This window comes from Streptococcus entericus DSM 14446 (assembly GCF_000380025.1).
GTDB lineage: Bacteria > Bacillota > Bacilli > Lactobacillales > Streptococcaceae > Streptococcus > Streptococcus entericus.
In genome coordinates, this window is the sequence record NZ_KB904185.1 from 39848 (window position 1) to 56955 (window position 17108).

Genomic DNA, 17108 nt, shown 5'->3' on the forward strand with positions numbered 1-17108 from the left:
ATTTGATGTTATCATCAAGTCTTTTTCTTTTTTAGAAAACAATGGAGGAATTATGTGAAAATTTTTCAAAAAAATAAGGGGAGTTCAACGATGCTCCCTAAGTTCAAAAAGGAAAAGGTTAAGGTTAGGACACGAGTTATCAGTCAGAAAACCTCTAACTTTATTTTTATTGGTGGCTTGCTTGGTTTAATCCTTTTCGGCTCAATAAATATTGCGCTTAACAGCTATCGCTTGTTGCAGATGGAAAAGAACAAGCCTGTTGTGGTCTCTGCTAAAGACTCACGCAATATTTCAAACAAAGTTGGTCTATTTATGTCTGACTTTTTGAGTGCTTATTTTAAGCAAGGGCAAGACGTCAATAGCAGTCAGTTGACTTCTTATTACGGTGCTGGCATTGATATTAAAAATAAAAATACAGCATTTGTAGAAAGTCGTTTACTTAGTGCGACATTAATTGAGATTACAGATCGTTTAGCGACGTATCGTGTCTCTTATGAAGTAAAAAAAGACGATGTCCCTCAAACGACGACAAAAGTGATTACTATTCCTTATGCCGAGAAAGATGGCAAGTTCTATGTTTCAGGACTTCCTTATTTCTCAGATATAGAATCCTATGTTGCTGAGGGTGTAAAAAATGACTATATGCTCAAAACGCAACTAGAGACCAGTAAATATCAGTCAGAAAAATCCTACGTTGAGGCTTTTTTCAAGGCTTATGCTAGTGGTGATGAGACGCAACTCGTTCCTTTCTCAAAAACTATAAAACCGATTAGCGGTTTTCAGTTCATGTCACTAGATTATACTTACTTTACAGAAGAGAATAATAAACTTATCGTCTTATGTCAAGTAAGTTTCTCAGATGATGCTGGGTTTACGCATCAAGAAAACTTTACTTTAAGCTTAAGTAGGCAAGATAGCGGCAGTTATTTTGTTGAAGATATACAACATAAACACATCGACATCAAAGAAGAAGAATAGGAGAACAAAACATGTCAGAATTATACAAACGCCTTGCGGAAGAATATCTTTTTTGGATTATTGCTGGGGGAGCCTCTGTCGGAAGCCTGATAGAGTATTACAAATCAAAATCTTGGGGCAAAACAGCTTCAGTCTTTATCTTGGGTATGGCTGTTGGTTGGGCAGTAACCAGTATTCCTACTGTTAAGGAAAAGGTAGGACAAGCTCTAATGTGGATTATTGGCTTGCTGAAGTTTGGGTAAGTCCTATGTCAGAAAAAAAAGATAAGAAAGTTTACAACTATACCAAAGCCCTTAATCAGCCTATCTGGTTTCAAAAAATAACAGATAACTTTTCCTTACCTGTAGCTATTAAGATGTCCACTATTGTTTGGACACTCTTTTTTTCTTATTTTGCCCTTAGAACCGCTACATTTTTAGGTAAGATTACCCCTGCTCCCTTTGCGTTTTGGTTTATCCCAGCCTTAGCCTTATCATTTTATCTTGCTGTCTCGGTTTCTGATTTTACGATTGATAAAAAGCCATTCCTACGTTTCATTGGCGACTATGTAAAGTTCTATCGAGCTTATGCGATGAAAAAGAAAGGGTATTTCATCAACGATGGGCTATTTTATCCTAAACCCTATAAACTAATCAAAAAGGAGGAAAATCATGTCAATCGGAAATGATATTGTCTCTATTCGTGACAATCTAATCCTGAAACGTGATGGCAGTGTTTGGGCTTTATATAATATTCCCAACCAAGTCATCAATATGGTCTCTTCTTCTGAAAAGGAGAAGCACAAACTAAAAACACAGGCTTTCTTTTCTGGTCTAGAAAATTATGCAGATTTTGATATTGCCATGTTTCCCTTTTCAAGGGATTTAGTGGCCATGTATCGTCGTTTAGGTCAAAACTTTTCACCAGATACAGAGGATATCGCTAAGTATGTGGTCACAAAGTCCTATCAATATCTTAAAGAACGTCAGGAACTCTATGAGTACCATTATTTCATGGCCGTACCTTTAAAGTCCTATCATGTCTCTGTTGACCTCAAGGAAACGGTCAAACAGTCATTTTGGACAGTTGCTAATGCAGTCAGTCAAAACTTGGGATTTGCGGTGAGTATTCCGTCTGACTGGGATTTGGGCTATGTCAAGCAACGTGACGAGCTTGAGAAACAGTTACGCTTGATGAGCGCTAAACGCTTAACAACGGAAGAAACAATCTTTGTTAATCGTTACCTTTATCTGCGCCAGATTGAAGTTGATAAAGCCTATCAGGTTGCAACCGTTCAAAACCACATCGGCAACCTCGGTGATACTTCTCTTCATTTTGATGACCTTGATGTTCTTAAACTGGTCACTGACGAAGGGGAGCAGTATGTTGCAAGTTTGCCAGTTGCCCAGTTGCCAGAGAACATGTCTTATCTGCACCTGATGGAAGAAATCCAGTCTGTGGGTTTTCCTGTTGAAAGCTTTGTTAAGGCAAAGTTCTCACGAACCAAAGGTTTACCCTTTAATAATATCCGTTTTAAAGGCGGTGTCGCTCGTGGTCGTCTAAAAAATACCCAGCAAGAATCCTCAGAAGCTGGGGCTGTAGCAAAACGTTCAATCGCTCGAGACCGCTATCTAGTTGAGGATATGGAGCGTAAGATTGATGATGGCGTGCAGATGATCACTTACCTCCATACCTTGACGGTGTTTGATGCTGATTTGGGCATCTTAAAGAAAAAAATTGAAATCTTACTCGATACCATGAAAGGTATTTCAGTTGGTCTCGCTCGTGCCTATGCAGACCAGCTGTATCTGTTTTCAAAAAATAAATTCGGCGAAGTTTTATTGCCTGTTGATAAAAATTTTATTCAGATTGTTGAGCTACCAGCCTTTGTCGAAAATCTCTTTTTTGTTGATAAAAGTATCGGTCAAGAAACAGGTTTCTATCTCGGTAAAATTGATGGGCAAACAGAATCTTGGCATGGTGAGTTCAAAGATGCCTTAGCATCTAGTGACCGTCCATTCTTTGTCAATATCTTTGAGGCTAACAAAGAGGGTATTGAAGGCAAGGAAACATCTAACCCACACATTCAAGTCTCTGGAGACACAGGTTTTGGAAAAACATTCATGGTCTCTCTGATTCACTTGTACTCTAGTCTGTTGACTTCGCAAACACTCTATATTGACCCAAAACGTGAGAAACGTAGCTGGTACACAAAAGTGTTAAAAGAGTATGAGGAACAAGGTATTTATCCAGAAATCCAAAACTATATCCGTAGCCTTAATTTTGTGACCCTAGACAGTCGTGACGACAAAAACTTAGGTGCGCTCGATCCACTTGTTTTTCTGAATGAGAAAGAAGCTAAGGGTCTGATTATTTCAATGATTGATGAGATTATCAATCTTGATGATGAAAAACCTTTCCGAACTGCTCTATCAAAAGCCATCAAAACATTTGCTTATCGTCGTCTGCAAGGTGAGCAAGTTGGTACATTATCTATCCTAAAATCCCTGCAACAACATGAGGACAAAAGTGTCCGAGAAACTGCCGATTTATTGGTTGAAGAAATTTCTGATTCCATTCTTGGTCTTGTCTTTTCAGAGGGTCAAAATCCAGCTGTTGACTTGAATGCTCGCAATACCATCTTAGAGATTGCAGGCCTGGAGTTGCCAGATAGTGAAACCGCAAAGCTCACTCCAGAAAATAAAAAGTCAATGGCTGTCATGTATGCTTTGGGGCGTTATTGTTTGGCGTTTAGTGAGCAGGATTATTCCCAAGAAACGGTCGTCTTCCTTGATGAAGCGTGGGTCTTTAAGATTACTGCCTATGGTCGTTCCATCATTGACCGCTTAAAACGTATGGGTCGTTCTCAAAATGCCTTTTTAGTCTTTGTCTCTCAAGAGCCTGATGATTCTGCTCTTGGTGATGGACAGGCAACTGCCTTTGGAACATACTTCTGCTTTAAGAATGATGCGGATAACTCAGGTGAGAAAATTCTCAAACGCTTGAAAGTAGAAGTGACAGAGGAAAGTTTGCTTTGGTATGGCAACATGACGAAAGCCCAGTGTCTCTATAAAGATACCTTTGGTCGAGTTGAGAGGGTCACAATTGATGGCTTCCTACCAGAAATCAACGAGATGTTCAAAACGGTGGCAACTAGAATGGTGGTTTAGATATGAAAAAACAACTAATTAAATCCATCGTTGCCGTTTTTATGGCTCTTGTGTTACTCACGTCATCATCGGTGCTTGCTGTTGGACCAGCTCAACCACTTCAACCAGCAACCGTTCAAAACCCTAGACAACAATCACCTAGGGAAATTTCTGATTTGGGAGAGGAAGCTGACCGAGCAACTTTTGAAAATGTCTTTAACAATGCCCCAAAGGCAAAAGACATTAGCGAACTTGCGCCGTTTACATCTTACCTCTATGTTGATAAGGGCTTTTTTGGTGTCGAAGACCCTTTCCCTAAAATCGCAAATGCCTTTGTCCAAGGTCTTTTCTTTTTAACAAAAATCATCTATATTTTAACCACTATCATTCTTCAAACAGTTTTCAAAGCAGAAGTCTACCAACAACTGGATAACATCGTCCAGTTTTCTGGTAACCTGTTTGAAGCTTTCCGTGATACTTGGTTAACCTATATCTTGATGGCTCTAGCTTTTAGTGCAACTTGGCAATACATTCGTCGAGGAAAAGTTCCCCTTAGCCTCTTTCGTTTTCTGGGGGTTATGTTACTCGGCATGTTCCTTTACTCCAAAAGCGCTATCCCAAATACAGGTCTAGCGGGCAATTACCAGTCAGAGTATAACCTCTCCAAACTAATCCGCACGCTGGATACGGTCTCTGCCGAACTCACCGCTAGCATGTTAAGCAATTTTGATAGTCTGGACAGTGATAACAACTTCACTGATCAGGGAGGTCAAAGCCTTGAGAAAGTCACCGATAAACTCTTTGACGAACTGGTCTATACGCCCTTCCTCCATCTTAACTTCAAAAATGTCAACCAAGTCACTCAAGACCAGACCATTGCTTTATTTGTAACTAGAGGTGACAAAGACAAAGTAAAAGAGATTGTTAAAGATTATAAAGAACTCAAACCACTCTTGTCCTTTACCTATATCGGTCACAAGGTTCTGGTCGCCTTAGCCTCACTCTTTAAAGCCATTGTTATCGGTTTTGCGGTCATTATTTTAGGTCTTATTAGTCTTGTCTTCAAGCTCTTAGCCTTGGTCATGGTCGTTTTCTCCGTCTTCCTATTTTTCTTTGCCATGGTACCAGGTCTTGAACATATCCTTGGCAACGCTGGTAAATCTCTAATTCAGTTTATTGTTATTGGTGGTCTTGGTCTAGTCTCTGTGCGAGGCTTCCTTTATCTGGTGACGATTATTGACAAGATGGTATCATCGATGGCAGATGCCTATTATTGGGTGGCTGTCTTACAGGGCTTAGTTCTCTACCTCATGTACCGATTTAGAGGTCTTCTTTTAGGTATTTTCTCTCGAGGTCTTGATAAAGCTAAAGAGCTAGGCGAACGAGTGCAGTCTCAAGTGTCGGATGTCGGTGCTTACCTAACGTCTGGCGGTCGCAACAGTTCCCAGTACACCCATCGCCCATCAGGTCTCAATCGTGCTGAAGATGATGTTACCCCTGTGAGGACACCTTCCCCTACTCGTCGTCAAACGCTGTCTCGTGCTGGTCGCAACGTGATGAAAAACGCCGCTAACAAGGCTCTCGACACCTATGATAACTTCCGCTATGGTGAGGGTGACACTCTCGAAAAGGGCTTTGTTCATGAAGAACGACAGCGAAATAAACAGTCCATCAAGGATAAGTTTGGTCACGCTAAAGACAGTCTTGTCAGTATATTTACTCTTGAAAGTGTCCGAAACAAAGTCCATGATTTGGCAGGTGATGAAGAAACCCCAACCCAGATAAAACACCGTGAACGCCAGCAACGTCAACTAGAGCGGAAGCAACGCCGTGAAGAAGAACGTGACCAACATATTGAGTTCCAACAAAATCGTCCTGATGTGGATAGAAAAGCCTATAAAAGCTACCGCAGACAGTTATTTGAAGATGAGCACCCAGACCTCCCTAGCAAGAAAGGAAACTTTTCTAAGGATAAAGCTATTGAGCCTATTTTTGATGAGAAACCATCAGCTCCTGACTTGTCCTTAAAACAGGATACTCGTTTAAATATGAAGGACAAGATTGAACCGAAAGAAAAGACAAGACAAACTAAACCAGTTGAGCTTGTCTTTAATGACCAATCAACGTCCTCTGAACCATCAACTAGTAAAGACCATCTGCCTAAAAAACAAAGACAAGCTGATAAGAAACAACCTCCCAAAGCTGTCGAGTCTGTTTTTAATGATGAAGCTCTGATTTCTCCAACTCCTAGTAGAACTTGGTTCAAGAAAGGTAAAAAACCATTAACAAATCAATCTTCGGCAATTGAGGAGGTTTGGTGATGAAAGTTATTAAACGTGGTATCTTTAGTGTTTTAACGATACTCTTTCTCTTCACAGCCATGAGTGCCTTGGTTGTTAGTGGGACAGATGTAAAAACTTTTGATGCAACTGTAGGTGGTATTCGCTTAACACCTAAAGAATTTATTGAAAAAACAGGTTTTCCCATTTCGGAAGAACAAGCTCAAAACGCCTTAGAATTTGCGTCACGCTTGATGTCTCGTCATAAGTACACTCTTGAACAGACTAGTGGGGTCTTATCGGTTGCTTATCGTGAAAGTCGCTTTGATGTCACAGCAGTTAATCCTAGTGGTGGTGTCGCAGGCTTCTTCCAGTGGTCTGGTTGGTCTAATACCATAAATGGAGACCGCTGGGGGATGGCTTCCAAACGAGAGCTGACCTTGTCTGTCCAGTTAGAGTTGATGACGAAAGAACTAGAAACTACTCATAAAAAGACCAGTGAAAAAATGCTTGAGGCTAAAACGCCGTTTGAAGCCGCTAAGGTTTGGTCTTATTGGTATGAGGGTGTTGAACTGTCTGATGGACAAAGCGCCTTAGGCGATATTGAAAAATGGTCTGAAACGATTTATCAAGCCCTAAAAACAGGTCAAACCCAGTATTTTGAAGGTGTCAACTCCAGCGCTTCTAGTCTAGCTATCCCAGATGGTTGGTCTATTGATAACCCATATAATAACAAGGATTATAACCATTCAGGTTCTTATCCTGCTGGTCAGTGTACATGGTATGTCTATAATCGTGGCAGACAACTTGGTATTGTTTTTGATGACTATATGGGTGACGGTGGTAACTGGTTCCATAAAGCAGGCTACAAAACGAGCCAAACACCTAAAAAACATACCGCTGTCTCTTTCCCGACGACAATGCCTGGCTATGAGCCTTACGGTCACGTCGCTTTTGTGGAAGAGATAAGGTCAGATGGTAGTATTTTAATTTCTGAAATGAACATGTCAGGCGTCCCTTACCTGACCATGTCTTATCGTGTCTTAGATGCCCAGTCTGCTAGTCAGTTGTGGTATGTAGAGGGAAAATAATATTAACAAAGAAAGAAGAAAAAACAATGAAAAAACAAACAATTATTAGTACACTTGCTCTATCAAGTGTTGCCTTACTAACAGCTCCAGTAATTTCTGCTAATGAAGTGACAACCTCCAGCGAAACAGTTGCTGTTGTCGCAGATACTCCAGTTGTTACTAGTCCAGTTGATGTTCCTATCAATCAACCAACTGAACCGATTGATGAAAAGCCTACGCCTACTCCCACACCTAGTGAGCCAAGCGGAAAGCCGATAGATACACCTACTGTTGAACCGATTATTACTAGCCCAGTAGATACACCGATTGTGGAAGCTCCTACTGAAAAGCCAAATGTTGAAGAAAAGGAAAAACCAACGGAAAAAGAAGAGAAAGAGAAAGAAACAGAACCTAAACCTGCTGAACAACCAAAACAGGACGACCTCCCTAGAACAGATAAAAAAGAGGAAACCAAGCCAGCTGAACCTGTTTTACCAGTTGAGCCAACAGTTATTCCAACGCCAGAGACCCCTGTAATTGCGGAGACAGGGGCTTTGATTGTCAGCACTCAAGATAGTCAAGTTATTGTCAGAGAAACTACAGGGGAGCTAAAACAAGTCTCTCCTGAAAGCATCGGTGCAACGAAACAAGCTAATGGTACAATCGCTATCAAAGACAATACTGGGAAAATGCAAATTTTACCAGAAACTGGTGACGATGCTAGTGTCCTTGCTTCAACTCTTGGTATGATGAGCCTTTTCCTTAGTGGGGTTCTAAAGGTGTTGAAAATTAAGTTTATCCGAAATTAACAAAATATACTTGTTTGAAAAAGGCTAAAAAAATAGTCTTTTAGCTAGGAGGTCTTATGTCTTTTTGATTTTCATATTGGTCAACGGCTGTCTTTTGAGGCAGTCGTTTTAGACTTGTTTATACGCACATTCAAAGTAAGAGGGCAAGTTCATGAAGAATACATCTGTCTAGCAGGTCATATAAAAGAAAGACAGACAGGTCAACTGTTTAGAGACCACTGCCATATCAAAGTGACCAAGTCTATTTATGAGTTGTTGAAAAACCATTCTTCAAGTTGCCCTGTTTATTTTGTTGGTAGCGTTTATCGTTACAGCAAACTAGTTGAAACAAAACGGTATAGCTATCGTAAATTTCAGCTAGGCTTAGAGCGAATAAATCTTCTTAGTCAGAGGTGACACATTGTTACCTCTTTCTTTTTTTGTATAGAATGCTAAATTTTGATAGAATAGGAGAAATAAATGTTAGGAGATTATTCAATTATGGATTGGGCTAACTTAATCGTTGCTTTTGTACAAATCGGTACAGCTATGGGGGTGCTTGTTTCTCTTTACAGAGATAATAAAGCTATTGAAAGAAAATTAGATAGCTTATCTAAGGAACATGAAGGCTTATCTAACGAGCAGAATAGATTATCTAGTGGCTTATCTAAAGAACAGAACAGATTGTCTACTAGTTTGTCTGCAGAACATAATAGATTATCTAAAGAACATGAGGCTATTAAGCAAGATACAACCTATATTTCTGATGAGATGAAGTTGGAAAAAATGGCACGTCAAAATCTATATCACAGCACATCACGAGCAAAAGAGATTTTGGAAACAATGGACATCATGAAAGAAGTTGTCCTCCAAAATGCCAAATTATCCGATGAAGTGAAGGCTTTGGAGATAGAAAATCAGACACTGAGAGTGGATCAAGTTGAAGAACAAAAGCAATTACTTGGACTTTTAAGAAGTATTGACAGTCGACTATCAGCCTTTGAACAATACTCTGAAACGGAAGAGATTCGATTGCTATTAAGGAAAATCTCTAATGATTTATCGGAACAAGTAAGATAATATGAGCAGGTATGGTAGCCTGCTTTTATTGTTGACTTTAAAGGATGCTAGTTCAACAGCGTTATAAAAAATAACTTGAGCCAGTAAGGCTCTTTTTTTAAGGAGAAAAATCATGTCAGAAAAAATTATCACGATTATCCAGATAAAAATGTCACTAAAAAGGAGAGAACCATGAAGGTCATTTTACTTGATGAACAAGTACAAGAGATTCAGTTGTTGATTAGCGAATTGATACAGAATGAAATTAGACAATTTAAAGAGAATATTGGCTTAGAAACACCATACATGAATAAAGAACAGACTTGTATTTATTTAGGTATAGCAAATAATACCCTGGATAATTGGATAAAGAAAGGAATGCCTGTTATCAAAATTGGTAGAACTATCAGATTTAATAAACATGAAATTGATAGATGGCTTTGTCAGAAAGTCATGTTATAATAAGGTTTATGATATTTTCTGGCTCGATTAAAAGGAGAAAAATCATGACGATAACAAAAACAAGTAGTGATACTTATAGCTTAAAAGTGTATATCCCTGTTGAAGTTCGACCCAAGCTGGGAGTGAAAGGAAGTCATTTTGTTAAACGTTATAAAACTAGGAAGGAAGCTAAAGAAGCAGAATTAGATATTTTAACTAAAATCAATCAAATAGAAAATGGTGGTAGTCCCTTTGTCTCAAAAGACGGTAGCATTCTATTTCGTGATTTTTATAACCAAGTGTGGTGGGGGGCTTACAAGGCAGGACAAACCACATCAACGAATAAGCCACCAACTCAGCCCACGATTGATAATACTGAGATTGTTTTTAGACTGCATATTTTACCCATGTTTGGAAACTTTTCTATTGATTTTCTAAACCAAAACAAACAGGTTGTCCTTAATCTTATGACAGCCAAAGCTGAAGAGTATGCAAATTTTAAGGTCATCCGTAGCTATGTCAATTCAATTTTTGACTGGGCTGAGGAGCTAGATTATATTGAAAATAACCGCATTTCCAAGACCATTAAACGTATCAAGTCAACAAAGAAGATTAAGCTCAAAGAGGCTAAACGTGACGAGGATTTGGCTCTATCTAGTGCTGAACTTCAGTCCTGGATTGAGGCCTTTGAAACTGACTTGGCAGCTGATAAAATTGAGTTGAAAGACTTTGTTTTGTTTTTTACAACCTTGATTTTAACAGACAGAAAGTCCGAATCTTATGCGTTACAGTGGAAATATATTGATCTGGAAAATAACACGATCAATCTGCGTTATGCTCTTGATAAATACAAAAAATTAAAAGCCACGAAAGGCAACAAAAAAACACTTTTTCATATTCCGATGGTTTTGACTGATTTGTTGTCTAATTGGAAGACTGTTCAAAAAACTCAGTTAGCTCATTTTGGCATTATCCAAACACCTAACCAATTTGTTTTTACTTATATTGATACCAAGGGAAATGTCAATAGCCCACTGCACGCTGATTATCTCAACAATAAAATGAAGTCGGTTAGGAGGCGGCATCCACACCTAGTACATGCTACGCCACACAAACTACGCCATACGGGCGCAACACTTGCTAAACAAGCTGGAATGAGCTTAGAAGCCATTTCAGAGGCACTAACCCATAGTGATGTGCTGACAACCAAGATTTATGTGAACACGACTAACGTTGTTCCAATGACGGCTGGTCAGGTAGCCTATCAAAATCTTGGAAAGTTATAGGGCAAATTTAGGGCAAACTTTAGGGCAAACTTTAGGGCAAATTGGGTCCCGAAGCATACAAAAAAAGCACCCATAGGGCAAACCCTTGAGTGCTTGAAACGTTGATATAATGCGGATATTAACGTTTTGAGAATTGTGATGCTTTCCGAGCTTTTTTGAGACCTGGTTTCTTACGTTCAACCTTACGAGCGTCACGTGTGAGCAAACCAGCACGTTTCAATGAATCGCGGAAGTCTGGGTCAACTTGCAAGAGGGCGCGAGCGATACCGTGACGGATAGCGCCTGATTGACCTGCATAACCACCGCCAACAACGTTAACGAAAACGTCGTATGAACCAGCAGTAGAGGTTACTGCAAATGGTTGGTTAATAACGAGACGCAAGTCTGCGTGTGGGATGTACTCTTCAACGTCTTTTTTATTGACAGTGATTTTACCAGTACCTGGAACGAGGCGAACGCGTGCAACAGCGTTTTTACGACGGCCAGTACCTGCATATTGTGCTTGTGCCATAATGTGTTACTCCTTTCTCTTAGATCAATCCTGAAATGTCAAGAACTTCTGGTTGTTGAGCAGCGTGGTTGTGCTCGCTACCAACAAAGACTTTCAGTTTCATGCCTTGTGCACGTCCAAGAGTGTTGTGTGGCAACATACCTTTCACTGATTTTTCAATCAGGCGCACAGCATTTTTAGAACGCAAATCACCAGCAGAGATAGCCTTCAAACCACCTGGGTGAAGTGAGTGGGTGTAATAGATTTTGTCAGTTGCTTTTTTACCAGTCAATTTCACTTTTTCAGCATTGATAACGATAACAAAGTCACCAGTGTCTGTGTGTGGTGTGAAAGTTGGCTTGTTTTTGCCGCGAAGAATGCTAGCAACTACCGCTGAAAGGCGTCCAAGAGGTACATCAGTTGCGTCAACAACGTACCATTTGCGTTCAACTTGGCCTGGTTTAGCCATAAATGTTGTTTTGTTCATGGGGTCTCCTATACGAATTCGTTTTTGTTTACAGATGATGGGTGTTCCGTCCCATCGAAGGTATTTGGAAGGTTCCGGGGCCTTTCAAATGGGGTAAACAATACCGTCTTATATCATACCAAAATAAACTGTTCTTCGTCAAGTCATTTACCTGATTTTTTACAAAAAACACAGCAAAGGTTCCTGAGTCGAAGTTGCTCATTGGTTTTTCGTGGATAAATACGGTATAATAGCTCTATGAAAACCTACGAAATTATGTTTGAGGAACTGATTAAGACAACCGATTTTGTTCGCGGGCAAGATTTGGCTAATCGTTTAGGGCTGTCACGGACAGCTATTTGGAAAGCGATACAAGCATTGGAACACCAAGGCATCATCATCGAATCGGTTAAAAATAAAGGCTACCGTTGGTTGGCTGGTGACTTGTTATTACCGAGTCGTATCGCGCAAAATTCTGGATTAGCAGTTAACTATCAGCCTGTCAGCCAGTCAACACAGCTAGATGCTCGAATCGGCATTAGTCAAGGGTTGACTGCGCCTAGACTGTACTTGGCTTCCCATCAAACAGCTGCAGTTGGTCGGTTTGGGCGTTCTTTTTTTACCAGTCCACAAGGCGGCATTTACATGTCCCTCCATCTCAAACCCAACCTTAGGCATGCCCAGTTGCCGCCCTACACCATGATGGTGGCAGCCAGTATCGTCAAAACTATTGACAAGCTCTGTGGTAGGTCTTGTGGGATTAAGTGGGTCAATGATATTTATGTCGGGCAAAAAAAAATAGCTGGTGTGCTAACTGAAGCGATCACATCTGTCGAAACAGGACTGGTGACCGATGTGATTATTGGTCTTGGTTTAAATTTCCACATCACAGATTTCCCTAGCGAACTCAGAGACAAGGCCGGGACGCTTTTTACTGAGCAACCGCCACTTTTTCGTTACCAGCTTATTACAGAGATTTTGAACATTTTCCTAAAGAGTGATGAGCAAGAGTTGGTCGCCTATTATAAGGAGAAGTCACTCGTTTTGGGACGTGAAATCGCCTTCTTTGAACAAGGGCAAGCTGTGACTGCGACAGCTATTGACCTCACTGATAAAGGAGAACTGGTGATACAGCTAGCTTCTGGCGAGACAGCCGTCCTACATGGCGGTGAGATTAGTCTCACTTCTTGGGAGGCAAAAGCAAGCGACTGAGGCGGTCAATCATATAAACACGAACCAGGTTGCGCCCTAGTAAAATTCCCCAGAAGAGAGTGAGCAAAAATTGCTCAGCTGATAGGGAAGCAGTAAAGAGAATGGTTTGAATGGCACATGTTAGTGCCATCATGACGAAATGACGAATTGGCATAAGCGTATTATACCATAACTTGACGAGTTTCAGTTGTTCAAAACTTAGCAACGTTGACCACCAGTTTGTCACTAATGACCTAGAAACAATCTAAAAGGATTAAACCCGAGGATATTCATGATTACAAAAGAATTTGATACTATTGCAGCCATTTCAACGCCACTTGGTGAAGGAGCCATTGGCATTGTGCGTTTGTCTGGTAGCCAAGCCATCGCTATCGCTGACCAAGTTTTTAGAGGTACAGCCCTGAAAGCAGTAGCTAGTCATACCCTGACCTACGGTCATATTGTCGAAAGAGATGCCATCATTGATGAAGTGATGGTGGGGGTGATGAGAGCTCCTCGCACCTTTACCCGTGAAGATGTGGTTGAGATTAACACCCACGGCGGTCTGGCAGTGACCAATCAGATTTTACAACTACTGATTAAGCATGGGGCTAGATTAGCCGAACCTGGTGAATTTACCAAGCGAGCCTTTCTCAATGGGCGCATCGATCTGACCCAGGCCGAGGCCATCATGGATTTAATCCGTGCCAAGACCGACAAGGCCATGGCGGTGGCCGTCAGTCATTTAGAAGGGTCCCTCAGAGAACTGATTGACAGCACTCGTCAGGAGATTCTAGCCACTCTAGCTCAGGTTGAGGTTAATATCGACTACCCTGAGTACGACGACGTGGAAGAGATGACCACCGCTATGGTGCGTGAGAAAACGGCTGAATTTCAGGCTTTGTTAGAAAACTTGCTCAGAACAGCAAAACGAGGGAAAATTCTCAGAGAAGGCCTAGCTACAGCCATTATTGGGCGCCCCAACGTTGGTAAATCCAGTCTCTTAAACAACCTTCTACGTGAAGACAAGGCCATTGTCACCGATATCGCAGGAACAACGCGGGATGTCATTGAGGAGTATGTCAATATCAAAGGCGTCCCATTGAAGTTGATTGACACGGCAGGCATTCGTGAGACGGATGATGTCGTGGAACAAATTGGGGTTGAGCGTTCCAAAAAAGCCTTAGCTGAGGCTGATTTGGTACTTCTTGTCCTTAATAGCAGTGAGCCTCTCACTGATCAAGATAGGCAGTTATTAGCACTCAGTCAGACCAATAATCGCATCATTCTGCTCAACAAGACCGATTTGCCAGAGCAGATTGAGCGCAAAGAACTCCCAGATGATGTGATTGACATTTCGGTATTAGAAAACCGCAACATTGATCAAATTGAAGACCGTATTAACCAACTCTTTTTTGATAAAGCAGGGTTAGTAGAAAAAGATGCGACTTATTTGTCAAATGCCCGCCATATTTCCTTGATTGAAAAAGCCTTGGACAGCTTGCGTGCGGTCAATGAAGGACTTGAGATGGGTATGCCAGTTGACCTCTTGCAAGTTGATTTGACCCGTTGCTGGGAAATCTTGGGAGAGATCACTGGCGACGCTGCGCCAGATGAGCTCATTACCCAGCTCTTTAGCCAGTTCTGCTTAGGCAAATAACCCACGGACCGATTGAACAGCCTTTGTACAATAGACTTTTTAAATGTGTCATAACATTCTTTTGTATCTAGATGTCATCCCTAACCCCAAAAAAACATTACAGATAAAGATAAGTCGATTAGACATACAAGGGTCATTAGAGATAGAGAATATATCGTAAAAAAGGTCTCTAAACAATGATTTTCCTGCTTGTTACCCAGCGAGATAAACGGCTTTCTCTTGAAAAATTTTTCTAAAATGTTATAATAGTAGGGTTAATAGAAAAGGAGACTAAAAATGAACCCAATAACTTTAGTAATTTTGATGACTATTTTTTTAGGTTTTAGCTTTTTTATGCAGTACAGACAGCGCAAACAAATGCAAGAGCGCTATGAGCAACTTAAAAAATTGTCAAAAGGTGATCAGGTAATTACCATTGGGGGGCTGTATGCAACCATTGACCATGTTGAACCAGAACAAGGCAAGGTTGTTTTAGATGCTGACGGTATCTTTCTGACCTATGAGTTGATCGCCATTAAACATGTTGTTAAAGCTCAATTAGCTGATGGGAGCATTGAAACAACAGAAACAGCAGAGACTGCTGTCGAACATCAAGAGTAGCAAAAGGAACTTTCTAGATTAGTCAGCTAGAAAGTTTTTGTTTGAGTACAGAGTTATCACAAATGGCTTTTTTTATGGTAAAATGGTCTTATCATACACTAAAATAGGAAACATATGCTTAATTTATTCAACAAAGAGGAAAAACTCGCTGATTTAAAGGTTCCTCATCACATTGGGGTGATTATGGATGGCAATGGCCGCTGGGCTAAAAAGCGGCTTCAGCCTCGAGTCATGGGACACAAGGCAGGTATGGATGCCCTCCAAGCGGTCACCATTGCTGCCTCCAAACTCGGTGTCAACGTGTTGACGGTCTATGCATTCTCAACAGAAAATTGGTCTCGTCCAGAAGATGAGGTTCGTTTTATCATGAAATTACCGGTGGAGTTTTTTGATAAATACGTGCCCGAGCTAAATCGAAATAACGTCCGTGTTCAAATTATGGGAGAAACGAATCGCCTACCAAAGGATACTTTAGAAGCTATGGAACGTGCAATCGCTCAAACATCTGAAAATACAGGACTGATTTTAAATTTTGCGCTTAATTACGGTGGACGTGCCGAATTAACCTTAGCCATGCAAGCAATCGCCGAACAGGTTAAAACAGGACAATTAGAACCTCGTGACATCACCGAAACCATCATCAGCCAGCACTTGATGACCGCTAGTTTACCGACGGACTATAGGGACCCAGATTTGATTATCAGAACCAGTGGCGAAGAGCGGTTGAGTAATTTCTTGCCTTGGCAAGCGGCTTATAGTGAATTCTATTTTACCGAGGTGCTTTGGCCTGATTTTAAGGAAGCTGAACTGGAACAAGCGATTAGAGATTATAGTAGTCGTCATCGTCGCTTTGGCGGTATCTAAAGGAGGATGCGTATGCAACAACGTGTGATTTATGGAGCGATAGCAGCAGCAATTTTTTTACCGATTTTGATTTTAGGAGGTCTACCATTGCACCTCCTCTTGGGAGGGCTAGCCATGCTTGCTGTCGCAGAGCTCTTCAAGATGAAAGGATTAGAGCCTTTTTCATTCGAAGGTGCTCTAGCTATGTTGGGGGCTTTTGTGCTAACCGTTCCATTGGGACATTATTTCAGTGCCTTACCGTTGCAAGCTAATGTTTCAGCTTTTACAGTCATCGCTTTTATCATCTTAGCTGGTATGGTCTTCACTTTTCCTAACTATCGCTTCGAGGATGCGGCATTTGCGATAGCTGCTAGTTTTTATATGGGTATTGGTTTTCACCATCTGGTGCTTGCCCGCTTGGCAGGGATTGAACATGTTCTGTTTGTGCTCTTTATCATTTGGGCAACAGATATTGGGGCGTATATGATTGGCAGTCGATTTGGCAAGCGACGCTTGGCACCTCAGATTTCACCGAACAAGAGTATCGAAGGCTTTTTAGGCGGTATCTTGTCTGCTATGCTTATTGCCGCCATCTTTATCCTCATTAGAAAAACAGTAACGCCTTATTCTTTGCTAGGAACACTTCCTCTCATCGCACTATTTAGCGCCGTTGCACAGTTCGGGGATTTGGTAGAAAGTGCCATCAAACGCCACTATGGGGTAAAGGACTCTGGTAAGCTGATTCCAGGGCACGGCGGCGTATTTGATCGTTTTGATAGTGTCATTTTTGTCTTACCCTTGATGCACTTCTTTGGCTTATTTTAACTTA

The 17108-nt window shown here is 41.0% G+C and carries 18 protein-coding genes; 15 read left to right on the forward strand and 3 right to left on the reverse strand.

The features are described 5' to 3' along the window. Positions 1–54 precede the first annotated feature (54 nt). From A3GW_RS0109640 to A3GW_RS0109685, 10 genes are all read left to right on the forward strand, one after another. Positions 55–978: a conjugal transfer protein gene (locus A3GW_RS0109640; RefSeq protein WP_018369082.1), complete on the forward strand. Its 924-nt coding sequence runs from the start codon at positions 55–57 to the stop codon at positions 976–978. A gap of 11 nt (positions 979–989) precedes the next feature. Beyond that, complete coding sequence (locus A3GW_RS0109645) at positions 990–1220, forward strand: hypothetical protein (protein ID WP_018369083.1); 231 nt, start codon at positions 990–992, stop codon at positions 1218–1220. Positions 1221–1225: 5 nt separating this feature from the next. After that, positions 1226–1645, forward strand: coding sequence for a TcpE family conjugal transfer membrane protein (locus A3GW_RS0109650; protein ID WP_026216692.1), 420 nt, complete (start codon positions 1226–1228; stop codon positions 1643–1645). Next, on the forward strand, positions 1629–4127 hold the full coding sequence (locus tag A3GW_RS0109655; protein ID WP_018369085.1) for an ATP-binding protein: 2499 nt from the start codon (positions 1629–1631) through the stop codon (positions 4125–4127). Before A3GW_RS0109650 ends, A3GW_RS0109655 begins: the two co-directional genes overlap by 17 nt. 2 nt (positions 4128–4129) lie before the next feature. Continuing rightward, a complete protein-coding gene (locus A3GW_RS11110) occupies positions 4130–6427 on the forward strand; it encodes a hypothetical protein (RefSeq protein ID WP_018369086.1) in 2298 nt (765 codons plus the stop codon). Further along, a complete protein-coding gene (locus tag A3GW_RS0109665; protein ID WP_018369087.1) occupies positions 6427–7476 on the forward strand; it encodes a phage tail tip lysozyme in 1050 nt (349 codons plus the stop codon). Before A3GW_RS11110 ends, A3GW_RS0109665 begins: the two co-directional genes overlap by 1 nt. 26 nt (positions 7477–7502) lie before the next feature. Further along, the gene (locus tag A3GW_RS11295; RefSeq protein ID WP_018369088.1) at positions 7503–8264 is read left to right on the forward strand and encodes an LPXTG cell wall anchor domain-containing protein; all 762 of its coding nucleotides are present in this window, start codon (positions 7503–7505) and stop codon (positions 8262–8264) included. Between the two features lie 459 nt (positions 8265–8723). Beyond that, positions 8724–9323, forward strand: coding sequence for a hypothetical protein (locus tag A3GW_RS0109675; RefSeq protein WP_018369089.1), 600 nt, complete (start codon positions 8724–8726; stop codon positions 9321–9323). Between the two features lie 171 nt (positions 9324–9494). Next, positions 9495–9764 carry a helix-turn-helix transcriptional regulator gene (locus tag A3GW_RS0109680; RefSeq protein WP_018369090.1) on the forward strand — a complete coding sequence of 90 codons (270 nt, stop codon included), beginning with the start codon at positions 9495–9497 and terminating at the stop codon, positions 9762–9764. 44 nt (positions 9765–9808) lie between these two features. Beyond that, positions 9809–11029, forward strand: coding sequence for a site-specific integrase (locus tag A3GW_RS0109685; RefSeq protein WP_018369091.1), 1221 nt, complete (start codon positions 9809–9811; stop codon positions 11027–11029). 118 nt (positions 11030–11147) lie between these two features. Here A3GW_RS0109685 and rpsI read toward each other — a convergent pair whose 3' ends face one another. Continuing rightward, entirely contained in the window at positions 11148–11540 is a 393-nt protein-coding gene (gene rpsI / locus A3GW_RS0109690) for a 30S ribosomal protein S9 (protein ID WP_018369092.1), read from the reverse strand. A 19-nt stretch (positions 11541–11559) separates the two neighbouring features. Beyond that, the gene (rplM, locus tag A3GW_RS0109695; RefSeq protein ID WP_018369093.1) at positions 11560–12006 is read right to left on the reverse strand and encodes a 50S ribosomal protein L13; all 447 of its coding nucleotides are present in this window, start codon (positions 12004–12006) and stop codon (positions 11560–11562) included. Positions 12007–12243: 237 nt separating this feature from the next. On the opposite strand from rplM, the gene birA reads away from it, so the two are divergent. Continuing rightward, complete coding sequence (gene birA, locus A3GW_RS0109700; protein ID WP_018369094.1) at positions 12244–13197, forward strand: bifunctional biotin--[acetyl-CoA-carboxylase] ligase/biotin operon repressor BirA; 954 nt, start codon at positions 12244–12246, stop codon at positions 13195–13197. On the opposite strand, the gene A3GW_RS11605 is transcribed toward birA, so the two are convergent. Next, the gene (locus A3GW_RS11605; RefSeq protein WP_083907143.1) at positions 13166–13351 is read right to left on the reverse strand and encodes a DUF3272 family protein; all 186 of its coding nucleotides are present in this window, start codon (positions 13349–13351) and stop codon (positions 13166–13168) included. The two genes, birA and A3GW_RS11605, sit on opposite strands and share 32 nt — an antisense overlap. Positions 13352–13468: 117 nt before the next feature. Here A3GW_RS11605 and mnmE point away from each other — a divergent pair, with 117 nt between their 5' ends. The 4 genes from mnmE (at position 13469) to A3GW_RS0109720 (ending at position 17104) form a co-directional block, all read left to right on the forward strand. Next, positions 13469–14836, forward strand: coding sequence for a tRNA uridine-5-carboxymethylaminomethyl(34) synthesis GTPase MnmE (gene mnmE, locus A3GW_RS0109705; RefSeq protein ID WP_018369095.1), 1368 nt, complete (start codon positions 13469–13471; stop codon positions 14834–14836). A gap of 276 nt (positions 14837–15112) precedes the next feature. Then, the gene (gene yajC, locus A3GW_RS0109710; protein WP_018369096.1) at positions 15113–15436 is read left to right on the forward strand and encodes a preprotein translocase subunit YajC; all 324 of its coding nucleotides are present in this window, start codon (positions 15113–15115) and stop codon (positions 15434–15436) included. A 114-nt stretch (positions 15437–15550) separates the two neighbouring features. Beyond that, positions 15551–16300: an isoprenyl transferase gene (locus tag A3GW_RS0109715; protein ID WP_018369097.1), complete on the forward strand. Its 750-nt coding sequence runs from the start codon at positions 15551–15553 to the stop codon at positions 16298–16300. Positions 16301–16312: 12 nt separating this feature from the next. Then, on the forward strand, positions 16313–17104 hold the full coding sequence (locus A3GW_RS0109720; protein ID WP_018369098.1) for a phosphatidate cytidylyltransferase: 792 nt from the start codon (positions 16313–16315) through the stop codon (positions 17102–17104). The last annotated feature ends 4 nt before the right edge of the window (positions 17105–17108 follow it).

What these genes read in the sequence shown, in the direction of transcription:
- A3GW_RS0109645 (WP_018369083.1), top strand. Translation starts at nt 990, where the DNA reads ATGTCAGAATTATACAAACGCCTTGCGGAAGAATATCTTTTTTGGATT.
- A3GW_RS0109650 (WP_026216692.1), top strand. Translation starts at nt 1,226, where the DNA reads ATGTCAGAAAAAAAAGATAAGAAAGTTTACAACTATACCAAAGCCCTT.
- A3GW_RS0109655 (WP_018369085.1), top strand. Translation starts at nt 1,629, where the DNA reads ATGTCAATCGGAAATGATATTGTCTCTATTCGTGACAATCTAATCCTG.
- A3GW_RS11110 (WP_018369086.1), top strand. Translation starts at nt 4,130, where the DNA reads ATGAAAAAACAACTAATTAAATCCATCGTTGCCGTTTTTATGGCTCTT.
- A3GW_RS0109665 (WP_018369087.1), top strand. Translation starts at nt 6,427, where the DNA reads ATGAAAGTTATTAAACGTGGTATCTTTAGTGTTTTAACGATACTCTTT.
- A3GW_RS11295 (WP_018369088.1), top strand. Translation starts at nt 7,503, where the DNA reads ATGAAAAAACAAACAATTATTAGTACACTTGCTCTATCAAGTGTTGCC.
- A3GW_RS0109675 (WP_018369089.1), top strand. Translation starts at nt 8,724, where the DNA reads ATGTTAGGAGATTATTCAATTATGGATTGGGCTAACTTAATCGTTGCT.
- A3GW_RS0109680 (WP_018369090.1), top strand. Translation starts at nt 9,495, where the DNA reads ATGAAGGTCATTTTACTTGATGAACAAGTACAAGAGATTCAGTTGTTG.
- A3GW_RS0109685 (WP_018369091.1), top strand. Translation starts at nt 9,809, where the DNA reads ATGACGATAACAAAAACAAGTAGTGATACTTATAGCTTAAAAGTGTAT.
- rpsI (WP_018369092.1), bottom strand. Translation starts at nt 11,540, where the DNA reads ATGGCACAAGCACAATATGCAGGTACTGGCCGTCGTAAAAACGCTGTT.
- rplM (WP_018369093.1), bottom strand. Translation starts at nt 12,006, where the DNA reads ATGAACAAAACAACATTTATGGCTAAACCAGGCCAAGTTGAACGCAAA.
- birA (WP_018369094.1), top strand. Translation starts at nt 12,244, where the DNA reads ATGAAAACCTACGAAATTATGTTTGAGGAACTGATTAAGACAACCGAT.
- A3GW_RS11605 (WP_083907143.1), bottom strand. Translation starts at nt 13,351, where the DNA reads ATGCCAATTCGTCATTTCGTCATGATGGCACTAACATGTGCCATTCAA.
- mnmE (WP_018369095.1), top strand. Translation starts at nt 13,469, where the DNA reads ATGATTACAAAAGAATTTGATACTATTGCAGCCATTTCAACGCCACTT.
- yajC (WP_018369096.1), top strand. Translation starts at nt 15,113, where the DNA reads ATGAACCCAATAACTTTAGTAATTTTGATGACTATTTTTTTAGGTTTT.
- A3GW_RS0109715 (WP_018369097.1), top strand. Translation starts at nt 15,551, where the DNA reads ATGCTTAATTTATTCAACAAAGAGGAAAAACTCGCTGATTTAAAGGTT.
- A3GW_RS0109720 (WP_018369098.1), top strand. Translation starts at nt 16,313, where the DNA reads ATGCAACAACGTGTGATTTATGGAGCGATAGCAGCAGCAATTTTTTTA.